The organism is Petroclostridium sp. X23 (assembly GCF_030013905.1).
Classification (GTDB): Bacteria; Bacillota; Clostridia; order SK-Y3; family SK-Y3; genus X23.
The window spans coordinates 4,411,829-4,427,141 of sequence record NZ_CP124862.1; the positions used below are offsets into that span (position 1 = coordinate 4,411,829).

At 37.9% G+C, this 15,313-nt stretch carries 14 protein-coding genes; 10 read left to right on the forward strand and 4 right to left on the reverse strand.

Annotated elements, in window-relative coordinates:
* Window positions 1-56: 56 nt before the first annotated feature.
* Together QKW49_RS20675 and QKW49_RS20680 are read left to right on the forward strand one after the other, a co-directional pair.
* A complete protein-coding gene (locus QKW49_RS20675; protein ID WP_282864531.1) occupies window positions 57-977 on the forward strand; it encodes an AEC family transporter in 921 nt (306 codons plus the stop codon).
* Window positions 978-1,166: 189 nt separating this feature from the next.
* Window positions 1,167-1,601 carry an Hsp20/alpha crystallin family protein gene (locus QKW49_RS20680; RefSeq protein WP_282864532.1) on the forward strand — a complete coding sequence of 145 codons (435 nt, stop codon included), beginning with the start codon at window positions 1,167-1,169 and terminating at the stop codon, window positions 1,599-1,601.
* A 37-nt stretch (window positions 1,602-1,638) separates the two neighbouring features.
* Here QKW49_RS20680 and QKW49_RS20685 read toward each other — a convergent pair whose 3' ends face one another.
* A complete protein-coding gene (locus QKW49_RS20685; RefSeq protein ID WP_282864533.1) occupies window positions 1,639-3,264 on the reverse strand; it encodes a diguanylate cyclase in 1,626 nt (541 codons plus the stop codon).
* Between the two features lie 234 nt (window positions 3,265-3,498).
* Between QKW49_RS20685 and QKW49_RS20690 the strand changes: the two genes are divergently transcribed.
* Together QKW49_RS20690 and thiT are read left to right on the forward strand one after the other, a co-directional pair.
* Window positions 3,499-4,659: an SAM-dependent methyltransferase gene (locus tag QKW49_RS20690; RefSeq protein WP_282864534.1), complete on the forward strand. Its 1,161-nt coding sequence runs from the start codon at window positions 3,499-3,501 to the stop codon at window positions 4,657-4,659.
* A gap of 232 nt (window positions 4,660-4,891) precedes the next feature.
* The gene (thiT, locus tag QKW49_RS20695; RefSeq protein WP_282864535.1) at window positions 4,892-5,539 is read left to right on the forward strand and encodes an energy-coupled thiamine transporter ThiT; all 648 of its coding nucleotides are present in this window, start codon (window positions 4,892-4,894) and stop codon (window positions 5,537-5,539) included.
* 73 nt (window positions 5,540-5,612) lie between these two features.
* Here the strand turns inward: thiT and QKW49_RS20700 are convergent, their stop codons facing one another.
* The gene (locus QKW49_RS20700; RefSeq protein WP_282864536.1) at window positions 5,613-6,836 is read right to left on the reverse strand and encodes an alcohol dehydrogenase catalytic domain-containing protein; all 1,224 of its coding nucleotides are present in this window, start codon (window positions 6,834-6,836) and stop codon (window positions 5,613-5,615) included.
* Window positions 6,837-6,877: 41 nt separating this feature from the next.
* Window positions 6,878-7,069 carry a hypothetical protein gene (locus tag QKW49_RS20705; protein ID WP_282864537.1) on the reverse strand — a complete coding sequence of 64 codons (192 nt, stop codon included), beginning with the start codon at window positions 7,067-7,069 and terminating at the stop codon, window positions 6,878-6,880.
* Window positions 7,070-7,213: 144 nt separating this feature from the next.
* On the opposite strand from QKW49_RS20705, the gene nadA reads away from it, so the two are divergent.
* From nadA to nadC, 3 genes are read left to right on the forward strand one after another with little or no spacing between them, the layout of a single operon-like run.
* Window positions 7,214-8,167, forward strand: coding sequence for a quinolinate synthase NadA (gene nadA, locus QKW49_RS20710; RefSeq protein ID WP_282868202.1), 954 nt, complete (start codon window positions 7,214-7,216; stop codon window positions 8,165-8,167).
* Between the two features lie 13 nt (window positions 8,168-8,180).
* Window positions 8,181-9,740 carry an L-aspartate oxidase gene (gene nadB, locus QKW49_RS20715; protein WP_282864538.1) on the forward strand — a complete coding sequence of 520 codons (1,560 nt, stop codon included), beginning with the start codon at window positions 8,181-8,183 and terminating at the stop codon, window positions 9,738-9,740.
* A complete protein-coding gene (nadC, locus tag QKW49_RS20720) occupies window positions 9,734-10,567 on the forward strand; it encodes a carboxylating nicotinate-nucleotide diphosphorylase (RefSeq protein ID WP_282864539.1) in 834 nt (277 codons plus the stop codon). Before nadB ends, nadC begins: the two co-directional genes overlap by 7 nt.
* Before the next feature lie 41 nt (window positions 10,568-10,608).
* On the opposite strand, the gene QKW49_RS20725 is transcribed toward nadC, so the two are convergent.
* Window positions 10,609-11,496 (reverse strand): AraC family transcriptional regulator, encoded by an 888-nt coding sequence (locus QKW49_RS20725; RefSeq protein ID WP_282864540.1) that lies wholly within the window; start codon window positions 11,494-11,496, stop codon window positions 10,609-10,611.
* Between the two features lie 372 nt (window positions 11,497-11,868).
* Between QKW49_RS20725 and QKW49_RS20730 the strand changes: the two genes are divergently transcribed.
* The 3 genes from QKW49_RS20730 to QKW49_RS20740 are packed head-to-tail and all read left to right on the forward strand — an operon-like array spanning window position 11,869 to window position 15,312.
* Complete coding sequence (locus tag QKW49_RS20730; protein ID WP_282864541.1) at window positions 11,869-13,302, forward strand: MFS transporter; 1,434 nt, start codon at window positions 11,869-11,871, stop codon at window positions 13,300-13,302.
* Between the two features lie 49 nt (window positions 13,303-13,351).
* Window positions 13,352-14,410, forward strand: a complete 1,059-nt coding sequence (locus tag QKW49_RS20735; protein WP_282864542.1) for an alcohol dehydrogenase catalytic domain-containing protein — start codon at window positions 13,352-13,354, stop codon at window positions 14,408-14,410.
* Window positions 14,411-14,442: 32 nt separating this feature from the next.
* Window positions 14,443-15,312, forward strand: coding sequence for a transketolase (locus tag QKW49_RS20740; RefSeq protein WP_282864543.1), 870 nt, complete (start codon window positions 14,443-14,445; stop codon window positions 15,310-15,312).
* The last annotated feature ends 1 nt before the right edge of the window (window position 15,313 follow it).

Below are 15,313 nucleotides of genomic sequence, written 5' to 3' on the forward strand. Positions count from 1 at the left end.
TTTTATTTATAGTAAGTTATGGTAGTATTATAATAAATATTTTTTTCGGAGGAAAAATGAGTTACACGAGCATTATTTTTGAGATTATTGTTTTAATGATGTATATTTTCATAGGATATTTTGCGAGGAAAAAAAATATTATATCAGAGACCGGTATCCAAGATATCAGTCAATTTATTGTAAATATTGCATGGCCTTTTTTGGTATTTAACGCAATGATGATACAATATGAAGATGAACATGCCGTAAATATTGGTATTATGGCCGTGCTGGCGTTATTATTTATGTCCTTCACATCAATAGCCAGCAAATATATTATAAAAGCGATGCATGAACAAGACGGACAAAAAAAAGCAATGAGATATTGTCTCATTTTCGGGAATGTGGCATTTTTGGGGTATCCTTTGTGCAATGCATTGTTTGGGCGTGTAGGCATGCTGTATGCATCTATTTATGTAGTTGTTCAGAACTTATTCACATGGACCATAGGAGTTAACATCTATAAAAAAGAAAAAATCAGTTTATCAAGCATGAAAAATTTGATAAATCCCGGCATTATAGCTGTTATGCTAGGATTAGTGATGTTCTTTTTAAATCTTCGTCCTCCTGCTATTCTACAAAAAGCTATAAGTGGAATGGGAAGCACCGCGATTCCGTTAGGACTGATGTTAATAGGTGCAAATCTATACGGCTTGCATATAAAAGAAATATTGGGAGACAGAAATACGCAAATGATCTCTCTGTTAAAGGTTTTGCTTTTTCCTTTGTTATATTTAACGTTCTTATATTTTACTCCCGTTAACGCTATGCTAAAGTCTATTCTTACGATTTTGGCATCAGCACCTGTACAAGCGTCAGCCGCTGTAATGGCCAAGAACTATAAAGGAGACGCGGAAATGGCTTCCAAATGCGTGTTCTTATCAACATTATGCTGTATCATTACCATACCTGTATTTTTATTTTTAATTAATCTATAGTCAGAATTGAAATTCTGACTATTTTTTTGTAGTTGTGACAAGTAAGTAGAAAGATGAATATAAATAAATATAACTGACAGATATAAATAAAATTGAGAAGAAACCAAAATTATTTGACTTTGACTATCTTTGACCTTTATTCTATAATAGTATTAGAAATAAAAATTAATTTTTAAGGAGGTTTTAAGCATGTTTGATTTAGTACCTTTCAGAAAAAGGCATGGAGACTTAGTGAGCAGCTTCTTTGGTAGAGATTTTATGGATAATTTTTTCAGTAATGATTTTTTCCTTTCTTCAACATCAGGCATCAGAGCCGATATTAAGGAGAATGAAAAAGAATATGTTGTTGAAGCTGAGCTTCCTGGTGTGAATAAGGAGTCTATAGAGGTAGAACTAAAAGATGATTACCTTACAATCTCCGCAAACCATAACGAAGAAATCAATGAAGAAAGAGAAAATTATATCAGAAAAGAAAGAAGGACCGGAAAGATCAGCAGAAGCTTCTATGTTGAAAGTGTCAAGAACGAAGCTGTAAAAGCAACATTTGACAATGGTATCCTTAAGCTTATCTTGCCAAAGACTGGTGAAACCAAGAAAAAAGGCTATAAAATCGATATAAACTAAAAAGTATAGAAGGGTATAGGCGTTGCCATATACCCTTCTATACTTCTATACGCTTTTTTGCGTACCGCACGGATTTAAAGCTTTTACTCATAAAGGGTCTATAGATATGACACTGATTCCGACCATTCTGTTTGGCAAAATACATTGCAGTATCGGCTTTGTCAATAAGCATATCTATATCTGACGCATCTGATGGATATGCAGCAATCCCAATGCTGATGGTGATTGGTAAGTAAGAAGAATATTTCTGTATAAGAGAAGAGTTGTTAACAGCCAAACGGATGATTTCTGCTTTTTTATACGCACTGTCAACAAAGTAATCATCGAGCACAATCACAAATTCTTCTCCGCCATACCTAAACACAGCTTTATGTCCTACAATTGCCTTAATAATCCTTCCTACTTCTCTAAGGAGGATATCGCCGATAACATGTCCATTATGGTCGTTTACCGATTTAAAATGATCGATATCACAGAATAAAATACAAATATTTTTACATCCGTTAGAAGTTAGTCTATCAAAATATTCATAGAAGAAGCGATGGTTATACAATGATGTCAGGTCATCAGTGATTGAGAGCGTTCTAAGATTTTCATTCTCTAGCCTGTGACGGTGGAGGTTATCGATCATTTTATTGAAAGAATCTGCCAGACTTACAATTTCGCTTGTACCTTTAATGTTTACATAAGAAAGTGTGTTTTCTTTTCCCATTTTAGAGATTTGAAGTTGAAGATCTTTTATTGGGTTTACAATTGATCTTTTAATTCTTATGGTTAAAAGGAGTATAATAATGATACAGCCTAATATAGCTATTAAGTTATTCTTCAATATGATATTTAGTTCTCTAGGTTCCATAATGAAGAGGTAGCCCGACGGAACCCCGGATATATCGTTAATAGCATCTACACCAAAGATAGTAGCTTTATCCATATGAAGTACGTTTTCATTGGTTTGCTTAAAAAGAGAAAGAGCTCTTTGTGCTTTTGTCTGATTAAATCGAGAAGACACAATATGAGCGCTGTCATACATAAACATTTCATATCCATACTGATAGGATATTTCTTCAAGAAAAGCAGGGGTGATTTTTTTTCCTATCACAACCATGCCGCCATATGGACCGGAGTAGTCATTTCTTAAAATGGGACAAAGAGAAATAAGGTATAGTTCGTTTTGGAAGATTTTAAAACCTGAAAGAGCTCCGTTATCCGGTATGTTATCTATATTGGTAAATACATGTTCAATAATTTCTTTTTCCAGCAATTGATCCAGTTTCTTATGCGGTGTACCAAAAGCATTTATAATATCCAGGTTTTTATTCGCGATCACTACCAAATCCATACCAAAGTTTTCAGGAATCCAAGTAGTTATATTTTCTTTAATCCAAGGAAGATCTGGGTTTATCACTTTTTCATGGAGATCGGTCCATATGCCGTAGTCCATCGAAAGCTTAGACAGTTCTGATGCCTTTGCATCCAACACACGGTGAGCCTGATGTGTCTTTGAAATAATATTTTTATTTTCAAGTTCCAATAAATGATGGCTTAGCAGCCAGTTATTGATAACCAGATAGATCCCGAGAGGAACGATAGCGATGAATAATAATGAAACGCGGACTTTGAACGCCAGCGTATTCCAGGTTGAGAGCATGCCTTTTATATTCATTATTGATTCACCCCACATTATTCTAAAACTATATTGCCAAGTCTTATTAGTTTCGCCATACGAAAAGAATATTGAGTAAAGGATTAGAATCTGTCAATTATATATTTTAATATAAAATATCATAAAAAGTAAAGCGGTTTTTATCAAATAGATGTATTATTGTGTTATTAATACATTTATGTATATAATAATGGAAGAAGTAAACATTACTTTATATTTGCATGGAGGGTGGATATGAATAAGCAAAATATTGCAAAGCTAAAAATGTTTTTAATGGGGCTGGAGCAGCGCATTAATGATAATCAGCAGTATTTTAAAAACATTAACATAATTTTTGGGTCAGGTACTAAGGATTTTCCTGCTAGAGTGATGTTGGAAGATACAGATGTTTTAAAAATCAATTACAGTGGTAGTAATCAAACAATCATACCGTCTCAGCTTTCACAATGGATTTGTAAAGAATCGGAAAAGTATGATGAAGTACATATTCGTTATGAAGAAAGAGGAACAAATATCTTGATTGACGGTACACAGAAAGGGGTTAAAATAAAATATGAGGATGATATAAAGGAGGAAATAAATAAGCAAGAAGCTGCATCTCATATTGGGAACAGAGACTATATTATTAAAGTGGGACAAGCGGATGAATTATTAAAAGAGATAGGCATCCTAACCAAAGATGGAAAAGTAAAAAACGATATGATCAGAAAATATAATCAGATTGATCATTTTGTGGAATTGATGAAAGGGGTTGTAGATGAATTAGCTGATTATGAGAGTATTACGGTATTGGATTGTGGATGCGGAAAATCATACCTCACATTTGTACTGAATTTTTATATGAAAAATATTCTTAAAAAATCTTGCCACTTTATAGGTCTTGACTATTCGGAGACAGTGATTAAGGCTTCAAAAAAGATGGCAAAGAATTTGGGTTATGTCAATATGGAATTCCATCAGACAAATATTGAGAACTATGTACCCGAGAAGAGGATTGATATTGTCATCAGCCTTCATGCGTGTGATACTGCAACCGATATGGCATTAGCGCTTGGAATTAGAGTGAATGCAAAAGTAATCATAGCAGTACCTTGCTGTCATAGGGAGCTGCTCAGCCAGTATGATTATGAGCCTTTTAAATCCATCATAAAACACGGTGTACTCAAAGCGAGGATGGCGGATATCCTTACCGATGGACTTCGTGCACTCAAACTGGAGTCGCTGGGATACAAAGTATCTATTGTTGAATATATCTCACCGCTGGAAACACCGAAAAACCTTATGATACGCGCTGTTAAAACCCAGCAAGACAACAAAAACGCAAAAGAAGAATATAATCAACTGGTAAAAGCATTGAATGTTGCGCCTGCCTTGGATAGATTGTACATTTTATAAAAAAGTTAATTTAGGAACAGTGAAATAATAACTTCCGAAATTTTCAGCGAGGGATTTTTGCGTCAGGCTAGGCGGAGACCTTTGGCAATACTGACGTATGGCAAAGGTTGACAACGACGCATGACACAAAAATAACCTTTGAAAAAGCGGAAGTTATTATTTTGCTGTTCCTAAATTATAGACATATGATATAATATCAATGTTATGTCTAAATAATAAAGGAGGTTCATTTATGCAGTATTTAATAACTGTTTTTGAAAAGTTTGCAGAGTTCAAGCTGATTACCATTGCTATTTTGGGAGTGCTGGTTGTTGGATGTACTGCAATAGTATTATTAAAAAGACAACAAAAAATACATAAAGATAATACCCGCATGATTGTTTATGGGGGATTGTGCATTGCGCTGTCTTTTGTGTTGTCTTACATCAGGCTGTACCATTGGCCGCAAGGAGGTAGTGTTACACCTGCCAGTATGCTGCCTATGTTTTTCTTTGCCGCTGCCTTTGGGCCAATCGCAGGTATTACCGCCGGTATAGCTTATGGTTTTCTTCAGCTCATTCAAGACCCTTATGTAGTGCATTGGGCACAGCTATTTCTGGATTATCCTCTTGCGTTTGGTGCGATGGGTTTAGCCGGAGTATATGGGAAAAACCTTGCCATCGGTTCTCTGATAGGCGGTTTTGGAAGGTTTCTTATGCATTTTATTTCGGGGGTCATCTTCTTTGGCTCTTATGCACCGGAAGGTATGAATGTTCTCTGGTATTCGCTGACAGTCAACGGATTGATTATCGGTGCCGACTTATTGATATGTATCATCGTAAGTTTGCTTCCGGCATTTAATGTAACTATCAATCGGATAAGACGTACGTCAATGATTTAGAGTTGGGAGTGAGGAGCCAGGAGTGGGGAGAATATAAAAACTCCCCACTCCCCACTATCCACTCCTCACTACTCTAAAACTTAAATACTACTTTCAAACTTTCGCAATTTCTTTTATCCAATGCTGTTTTGATTCCCTGTCTGTAATTTTCAATATCAAAGGTGTGCGTTACCATATTTTCAATATCCAGCTTCTTATCTGCCAGTAGGTCCAATGCGATCCGGTATGCGGTTTTGGTTTTTCCATCTTGGAAAGTTTCAGTATTATAATACATAGAACCGGTAAGTTTTAGTTCTTTAAACCATACAGGGGTCCAATCCACTTTTTTTGGATAGCTGGCCAATCCTACCAGTATCATCGTTCCTCTTGCACGGGTGAATTTGAGAGATTCATCGATAGAAGAGGAAGAGCCAACGCAATCAAAAACCTTATCAAAGCCTCCCATCATAAAACGTTTTCCTAGCATTGGTTGGTATAATGAAGCATTTGTAATATTTTTAAACTCATCAAAATAGTCTTGATTTCTTGTATAAATAATCCTGTTCGCACCAAGATTTTTTGCTAATTTTCCCTGAAAGGCATGTTTTGCCATTATTGTAATATCACATTTACTGCCTAGTGCACGAATACATGCGATCACCAGAAGACCGATTACCCCGCTTCCTACAACCAGAATTTTTTCATTATTACCGGGAAAGTTGTTCATCACCGGGTGAAGCGCTGAGCAAATGGGGTCAACCATAACCGCTTCTTTGTCGGTAATATGATCCGGCACTTTGTAAAGATGAGATTGATGGGCTACATAGTATTCTCCCCAGCTTCCGCCTGTGTCTTTGCAGAAACCGATGCTAATACCGGGTGAAATAGGAGGTTTGGTGATGTTTTCACATAATGAATAGTGGCCTGTCCTGCAATTGGTGCAATGCTCAGAGACTTCTCTTGTATCGCAAGAAAGCAGAGGGTCGGCGACTACTTTATCACCAATATCGAATCCCTGTACATCTTTACCTTTTTCCACGATAATGCCAAGATTTTCATGTCCTATCACAAAGGGAAAAGATACAAATGGAGATGTCGAAGGGCTATCGTGTAATAAAATCATATTCAAATCACTTCCGCAGATGCCGCCGTATAGAGTCCTGATTTTTACCCAATGATCATTAGGCAAGCTGGGAGCATTCACTTCCTTATATGTTATACATGACATTGGTGAATGGTAAAAGTCCTTATGAATAGATCCTAAAGCCATAGTAGTGATATATTTCGGAATAGACGCATTAAATATTACTGCTTTCATTCAAAACCCCTCCGGTTCGTTTATTCTCTAATAAGTTCATTCTAAACATCCTCAGAATCAGCACCACCTTCAAGGATTTTAATGATCTTATAGTTCTTGTTATTCTTTATCTCGTATTCTTCAAATTCTTTCAATGCTTCATATAAAGATGTTGCCTGATCTGATACAAAAACTAAAACCCTTTCTTGCGGATGGTGCTCATAGCCATAAAAATAGAACTTGTTGCCATTCATGTTTTCACCTGCTTTATTTAACCTAAGATTATTTGGATATATCGTATAGCATTATAATTTAGAAAACTTATATGTTATTTTTAACAGAAATATAGGAAAATAGACGTTTATTGGATAATTTAACATTGAAAAAATGATAAATATATTGTAGAATATACAGGTGTAAAGACATGTAATTATACAGAGGAGTCGAATATGGAGAATATTATAGATAGAATAAAACAATTAAAAAAACAAAAGAATGCGGTTATACTCGCGCACAACTATCAAATCTCTGAAGTGCAGGATATTGCTGATTTTGTTGGAGATTCTTTTGCTTTAAGCAAAAAGGCAAAAGAGATTGATTGCGATGTCATCGTGTTCTGTGGTGTTCATTTTATGGCTGAAAGTGCGAAGGTACTCAGTCCGGAGAAGACCGTTTTACTGCCGGCGAGAGATGCAGGGTGTCCTATGGCGGACATGGTATCGGTAGATGATGTGGAAAAACTAAGGCAGCAGCATCCTGATGCCGCGGTAGTTTGCTATGTAAACTCTTCTGCTGAAGTGAAAGCCGTTAGTGATGTATGTTGTACTTCATCCAATGCAGTGAAGGTAGTGCAATCCTTAGCACAGCATAAGATTATTTTTATTCCCGATGAGAATTTAGGTAATTATATAGCACAGCAGATACCCGATAAAGAGATTATTTTGTTTGACGGCTATTGCACTACGCATAAAAGGGTTAAAGCAGAGGAAGTGGATGCAGCGAGAAAGATGCTGCCTCATGCCAAGGTACTCATTCATCCGGAATGTACGCCGGATGTTGTGGGGAAAGCGGATTTTGCGGGGAGTACGGCCCAGATCATTGATTATGCCGCCCGCTCCAAAGATAAAGAATTTATTATTGGTACCGAGCAAGGTGTGCTGCACTGGCTGCAGAAGCATTATCCCGAGAAGAAATTTTACCTATTATCGCAAAAGCTGATCTGTCCGAATATGAAGAAAACAACGCTGAAAGATGTACTGAATTCATTGGAGAATATGTCTTATGAAATAAAGCTGGAGCAAGAGCTCATTCGCAAGGCTTATGGAAGTTTGAACAGAATGCTGCAAGTATAAGGAGAGGTTACAGTTGAGAAGATACGCGTTCCATTGTAACATAGAAGAGATAGATAGAAAATATTATGACGTTGTGATTGTAGGAAGCGGAATTGCGGGCCTATATACGGCGCTTAATATTGACGAAAGATTTTCCTGTATAGTACTATCAAAAGAGAATATACGGCAGTGCAATTCCTATTTGGCCCAGGGCGGTATCGCTGCGGTGACTAAGAAAGAGGATAAGTTGGAGCTTCATTATAACGATACCCTTTATGCCGGTGCAGGAATATGCAATAAGCAGGCAGTTGAGGATCTTGTTAGTGAGGGACCGAAAGAAATAGAGCGTTTAGTGGCTGCCGGAGTGAAGTTCGATACCGATAGCCGGGGGGATTTCCATGCCACCCGTGAGGGAGGACACTCCAAAAATAGAATTCTTCACTGTGGAGGAGATTCCACCGGTAAGCAAGTAGAAGAGAAGCTTTTCAATGCTGTAGCACAGAAAAAGAATATTACCTATAAAGAAAATACGTTTTTAGCGGATATTGTAACGCAGCAGGGAAAGGCTGCCGGCATTGTCGTTTATGACGGACAATACCGTTTATATGTTTCGCCTAATATCGTGATCTGTTCCGGCGGCATAGGGCAGGTATATAAATACACCACCAATCCCAGTGCTGCAACCGGAGATGGAATTGCAGCCGCACTGCGGGCGGGTGCAGAGCTGGATAGTATGGAATTTGTCCAATTTCATCCTACGGCGCTGTATTTCGGTGCTGAAAATGGCAGGCATTTTTTGATTTCCGAAGCGGTGAGAGGCGAAGGCGGCATACTCCGGAATCAAAAAGGGGAATGCTTTATGCGTGCCCGGCATCCCATGGGAGATTTAGCGCCGAGAGATATCGTGGCCAGAGAAATATTTCGGGAGATTCGCAGCAGCAAAGTACCTTATGTATATCTGGACATTACTTCTAAAACAAAGGAATATCTTATGCAGAGATTCCCTACCATATACAGCGAATGCAAAAGACAAGAGATAGATATATCATCGCAGTTTATTCCGGTTTGTCCGGTACAGCATTATTTTATGGGAGGAATAAAAACAGATTTGAACGGCAGGAGCAGCATTCAAGGAGTATATGCATGCGGTGAAGCTGCCTGTACTGGGGTGCATGGCGCAAATCGGCTAGCAAGTAATTCGCTGTTGGAATGTCTGGTTTTTGCAAGAAGGTGTGCGCAGCATATTAATCAGTCGGGTTGCCGCAGCATATCATTCACTTCGATAGAAATAGAGACGCAATACATGGATAGGGAAACGGACATAGATGCGGTGATCAATAAGATTAAAAACACCATGAGCGATCATGGGGGAATTATAAAAAACCAAAAAGGACTTAAGGAAGGCATTAAAACAATCGATGAGATTTTAATGCAAATGCAGCACTTAAAGTTATCATCGGTAAAACATATGGAAGCTTTGAATATGGCTATGATCGCAAGACAGATATTAAGTGCGGCGGCCGCAAGAAAAGAAAGTGTTGGCGCTCATTATAGAGATGATACTATTGGTTATGAGGGGATAAAAGTATGTTAAATATGGACATGATAGATGAAATTATATCTAAGGCATTATTCGAGGATATAGGGACAGGGGATATTACTACATTAAGTACCATACCGGCAGAACAGAGGATTAGAGGAAGATTTATCTCAAAAGAACCCGGTGTGGTCTGTGGTTTGGAAGTAATAAAGAAAGTATTTGAGAAAATGGATAAAGAGATTGCACTAACCTTTGAGGTGAATGATGGCAGCCGGGTGAATGCAGGGGATATTATCGCAAAGATTGAGGGTTCTGCTGTTGGGATATTGACAGGAGAACGAGTGGCACTTAATTTTTTACAAAGGCTGTCCGGCATCGCAACAAAAACCGCACATACCGTTGAGGTGATTAAAGATACTAAAGCGAGGATTACCGATACCAGGAAGACCACGCCAGGACTGAGAATATTGGAAAAATATGCGGTGAAAACAGGCGGAGGTGCCAATCACCGGTTTAATCTATCCGATGGGATTCTGATAAAGGATAATCATATTAAAGCAGCAGGAAGCATTACAAATGCGGTAACAGCTGCAAGAAGCAACGCACCCCATACTTTAAAAATCGAAGTGGAAGTGGAAAGTATGGCACAGATTGATGAAGCACTTGAGGCAGGAGCCGATATTATCATGTTGGATAATATGGATTTGGATGCAATGAAAGCAGCCGTCGAAAAAATCGCCGGCCACGCATTGGTGGAAGCTTCCGGGAACATGGGAGATAAGGATTTGCAGGCAGTCGCAGCAACGGGAGTGGACCTAATCTCTATCGGTGCTTTAACACATACCGTAAAAGCAATGGACATTAGTTTAAGATTTGAATAAAAAACTGGCAAGGCTCACAGCCTTGTCAGTTTTGTGCCCTTTTAGGACTTATTATGCATATCACGATATTTCTTTATTGTCATTTTTTCTCGTTCCTTAAAGAGTTTATATAAACTCTGGGGAGACGCAAAACCTACCAGAGTAGCAATTTTCTCAACAGGATAATCTGTATCACATAAATAATTTTTCGCATAGCTTAAACGATAAATGGAAAGTGTCTTACCAAAGCTAGTACCAAAGTATTCATTAAAAATACGGCTGACATGTCTGGGTGTCACATACATTGCATCCGCCACATCCTTAAGTGAAATATTTTTATGATAGTTATTGTGCATAAATTTAGTGATTTCAATAGCTATATTAAGTTCTGAAAATTCACTTTCATATGAAACCGGAGAAGTAATAATGTTGCGGAAGGCATTCACTATAAATGAGAGATAGTGGTTGCGTATCATGTGCTGCCATCCGAATTCTTTGGTTTCCAATTCATCTTGTATCTGAGGAATTAAATGTTTGCATTGATTTTTATCTTTAGCGACATAGAAATCATCCATCTCTAAACTATTTTGCAGGGTACTTATAAAGTTTCTATCAAATTTAAAGGAAGACGTTTTATTATTATGATGATGAAAGTTAAATACTATGACAAAGTATTTTTTTGGTGTATTAGGTTCATAGATCGAGCCATGCTGCAGGCTGGGCGGTATCAATACAAAATGATCTGCGGGAAGTGACACCGGTGTGTTCTTTATTTTCAAATTCAAAATACCTTCTAGAGAGTAGTATATTTCGTAGTCATTATGACTATGAGGGAATTCAACACAGGTATCATTTAGTAATTCTGTATAATTTACAACAATATCAAAGGTTGACATAGGTATCTTAGTTAGAAAAGGGTTATATAACGGATTTTCAGATTGCTTGTACATAGACACCTCCACTAAATAATTTGATTATAAAACTTGATGATGATTATTTGCTGGAAAATGATAACTCGAAGAGATAATTCTATACATTTCATTTTAATACATGTCATATAAATTTTCAACCATACAGATTTTTAAGTTTTTCATAGAAAATATACAAAAAAATACCCAGCTAATTACTGTTAAATAGTTAACATATACATAGGAAGGACAAATGTTAAGAGCAGGATGTCTTTTTGAAATATTGAGAAAAAAACCGGATTCATTTAAAATGTTGTTAATCTATTCCAAATACCGAGCGCTGGTATCGAATGTAAGCTTACAAAAATCCCATTAACAAGAGAATAGGTAATAAGGAGAAGGGGAAGTGAAACAATGAGTGAAGTGGTTATTCAAAAGCAACAAGCATCAGCTATGTCGCAGCAATGGGAAAAATCAGGACCGGAACCTGGGTTTTACAAGTTGCCTAAAAAGGAAGTAATAGGTTATTCCTTGGTGGACTTCGCAATGAATTTGGTTTTCCAATGTATTATGATGTACATTACCTTCTACTACACCGATGTTTATGGTTTGGCTGCCGCCGATGTGGCGATGATGTTCTTGATATCCAGGGTTTGGGATGCCGTCAATGACCCGATGATGGGTACGATTGTTGAAAGATTGAATCCCAAACGCGGAAAATACAGAACGTATTTATTGTATGGATCAGTTCCATTCGGAGTGATTGCGGTTCTCACATACACAGTACCTGATGTTAGTTATTTGGGTAAATTGATCTGGGCATACGTAACATATAATTTATTAAATATGATGTATACATTTATCATTCAGCCGTATATCTCTGCGGCATCTGTTATGACTGCCGACCCGGATGAAAGAACCAGACTTCAATCTACCAGAATGATGTTTGCGCAATCAGGAGGGGTTGTTGTTGCATTGGCTATTCCTCTGGTCAGTGGTTTTTTCACAAAGTTTATGACATTGGCACAAGGATATATGGCAACCACAATGTTGATGGCAGCAATTATGATAGCCCTTCTAATCTATTCTTACAGTACAATCGTAGAAAGAATCCCTGTAACTTCCCATGAAAAGAAAGCTACGATTAAAGATGTATTTTATCAGATGACACATAACAAGCCTGGGGTAATCATGTTTCTTTTATTCTTGGGCGTATACGGTTTTAACACCGTTCAATCTTCCACAGGCGTGTACTACATGACATACTTTGCACAGAGAAGTGATATGGTCGCATGGTTCTCTATGATGAACGTATTGCCTTCAGTACTGGGTGTACCGCTGGTTCCGCTTCTTGCCCGGAAAATTAAGAAAAAAGGTACCGTTATATTAGGCTTGTCCTTTGGTGCGTTAGGTTCAATTATTCTTTGGTTTTTATCTCCTGCAAGTATTACATTGATGATGATCTCACGCGGGATAGGTTCTTTTGGTTATGGTATTTTAATGGGTATACTCTGGTCAATCATTACTGACCCTGTCGAATATGCAGATTTTAATACAGGAAGAAGGCTTACCGCGATTGTAATGACATTAATCGGACTGGGTATAAAATTCTCAATGACCATCGGCGGTGTTTTGCCAACAATGATTTTGGATTATGTAAAATATGTTCCCAATCAGGCGCAAACAGATTTTGCTTTAGCCGGCATAAGATTTATGTCATCTATTCTACCCTTTGTCGTTATGGTGGCTACCATTATTATATTTGCGATTTTTTATGATCTGGATGAAAAAAGACTTGCTCAGATTCAGCATGATATAGCGGTCAGAGATGGGCTGATAACGGAATAAATATTAAATAATTACCGTATTTGACTTAATACAAAAGGAGGTCGTTTCAATGAAATCAGTTTCAGTAGTGAAAATAGGGAGTCTGAGACATCCTAATGAAGAAACACGAGGGAAAGTCCAAGTGGTAGATATCCCTGAGCAGGTGTTAGGAGACGAGGATGTCAAAATAAAAGTTGCTTATTGTGCAATTTGCGGTTCTGACCCCCATTTGGTTGAGAATATTTTCGGGTGGGAGGCACCGTTTGGCTTGGGACACGAAGTATCCGGTGTGATCGTAGAATTAGGTAAAAAAGCCACAAAAAAAGGGCTGAAAGTCGGAGACAGAGTTGGCGGGAACTTTTTGAAATTCTGCGGTACTTGTTATTACTGCCAAAATGGACAGCAGCAGTTTTGTGAAAATGGGGGCGAATACAATCGTCCCGGTATGAGTGAATATATTGTTTGGCATGAATCTCAGATCTATAAGTTGCCTGACAATGTAAGTTTGAAAAAAGGTTGTTTGCTGGAGCCTGTATCTATTGCCGTAAGAATGATGGATAAGGTTGAAATGAAGATAGGGCAAAGGGTTGCTATTTGCGGAGGTGGCCCTATCGGCCTTCTGGGATTGCAGGCTATCAAAATGTATGGAGCATCTGCTTTGACACTTATTGAGCCGATAGCAGAAAGAAGGGATTTAGCTATAAAGTTTGGTGCCGATCATGTCATTAATCCGATAAAAAAAAATGTAGTAGAGGCATCCATGGAGATTACCGATGGAAGAGGCTTTGATGTAGTCATCGATTGCTCCGGTTCTCCAAAAGCTGTAGGAGCTCTGCCTCAGATCACCGCAAGGGGTGGAAAGCTGATCTATGGTGCCATGTATCCCAATGATTTTGAAATGCCCTTTAATTTATATCAATATTGTTACTTCAATGAAATCACTGTGACAGGATTTTATGTGGCGCCTTACGCATTTCCAAGGGCTATGCAAATTATGTCAAGATTTCAGTTGGATGACTTCGTATCAAAGGTTTACAGCATTGATGATGCAGAGGAAGCCTTTAATATGCAGATTACCGGAATGTATCCGAAGATACTTATAAGATGCAATGAATTTGAAGGAGAATAAGTAATCAGTAAAAATCAAAGGAGGGTTTCAGTATGTATGAATACAATGTAGATATAAATCTAGTGCATCAGTTGGAAGACAAATGCGTAGATGTTCGAAAAAAACTCTTAAATTTTATCTATCGTATCGGAATGGGACATCTTGGCGGAGAGCTTTCTATGGTAGAAATGGCAGTAGCGCTCTACTATAAGTATATGAACTATGATCCTAAAAATCCTAAAATGGAAAACCGCGATCGTTTTGTTTTATCTAAAGGACATTGTTCGGAAACGCTTTACACCATTTTTTCCGATTTAGGAATGTATACGATGGATTATATGGTAGAACACTTTGAAAGCTTGGGTACGGCAGAATTCGGTATGCATTGCAATAGAAAATATTGTCCGGCCATAGAAGCATCCGCAGGTTCTCTTGGTCATGGATTACCTATTGCACTAGGTTTGGCCTTGGGTGCAAGAAAGCAAAAAAAGAGCTGGCAAACTTATGTCATGATAGGTGATGGAGAACTGGATGAAGGCACAAACTGGGAAGCGATTATAGCGGCAGGGCATTATCAATTAGGGAATTTAGTGTGCATCATAGATAAAAACCAGCTTCAAATGACAGGATCCACACAGCAGGTGATGGATCATGGTGATCTTGCTGCCAGAATCTCTACTTTCGGATGGAAAGTGATTGAAATTGACGGTAATGACATGTATTCAGTTTGCGAAGCGCTGCAATCAATACCACCTGCTGACCCGTACGTTCGCAGAAAACCCATTTTTATTATTTCAAATACCGTAAAGGGCAAAGGTGTTGACTTTATGGAAGGAAATGTGAAATGGCATGGCGGCGGTATTGCGAAAGAGCAATTGGATGAAGCATTGGAATCCATCGAAAAGAATAGGAAGGTGAGATAAT

Bases quoted from the DNA above. Each gene is read 5' to 3' on its own strand.
- QKW49_RS20675 (WP_282864531.1), top strand. From the start codon at position 57: ATGAGTTACACGAGCATTATTTTTGAGATTATTGTTTTAATGATGTAT.
- QKW49_RS20680 (WP_282864532.1), top strand. From the start codon at position 1,167: ATGTTTGATTTAGTACCTTTCAGAAAAAGGCATGGAGACTTAGTGAGC.
- QKW49_RS20685 (WP_282864533.1), bottom strand. From the start codon at position 3,264: ATGAATATAAAAGGCATGCTCTCAACCTGGAATACGCTGGCGTTCAAA.
- QKW49_RS20690 (WP_282864534.1), top strand. From the start codon at position 3,499: ATGAATAAGCAAAATATTGCAAAGCTAAAAATGTTTTTAATGGGGCTG.
- thiT (WP_282864535.1), top strand. From the start codon at position 4,892: ATGCAGTATTTAATAACTGTTTTTGAAAAGTTTGCAGAGTTCAAGCTG.
- QKW49_RS20700 (WP_282864536.1), bottom strand. From the start codon at position 6,836: ATGAAAGCAGTAATATTTAATGCGTCTATTCCGAAATATATCACTACT.
- QKW49_RS20705 (WP_282864537.1), bottom strand. From the start codon at position 7,069: ATGAATGGCAACAAGTTCTATTTTTATGGCTATGAGCACCATCCGCAA.
- nadC (WP_282864539.1), top strand. From the start codon at position 9,734: ATGTTAAATATGGACATGATAGATGAAATTATATCTAAGGCATTATTC.
- QKW49_RS20725 (WP_282864540.1), bottom strand. From the start codon at position 11,496: ATGTACAAGCAATCTGAAAATCCGTTATATAACCCTTTTCTAACTAAG.
- QKW49_RS20730 (WP_282864541.1), top strand. From the start codon at position 11,869: ATGAGTGAAGTGGTTATTCAAAAGCAACAAGCATCAGCTATGTCGCAG.
- QKW49_RS20735 (WP_282864542.1), top strand. From the start codon at position 13,352: ATGAAATCAGTTTCAGTAGTGAAAATAGGGAGTCTGAGACATCCTAAT.
- QKW49_RS20740 (WP_282864543.1), top strand. From the start codon at position 14,443: ATGTATGAATACAATGTAGATATAAATCTAGTGCATCAGTTGGAAGAC.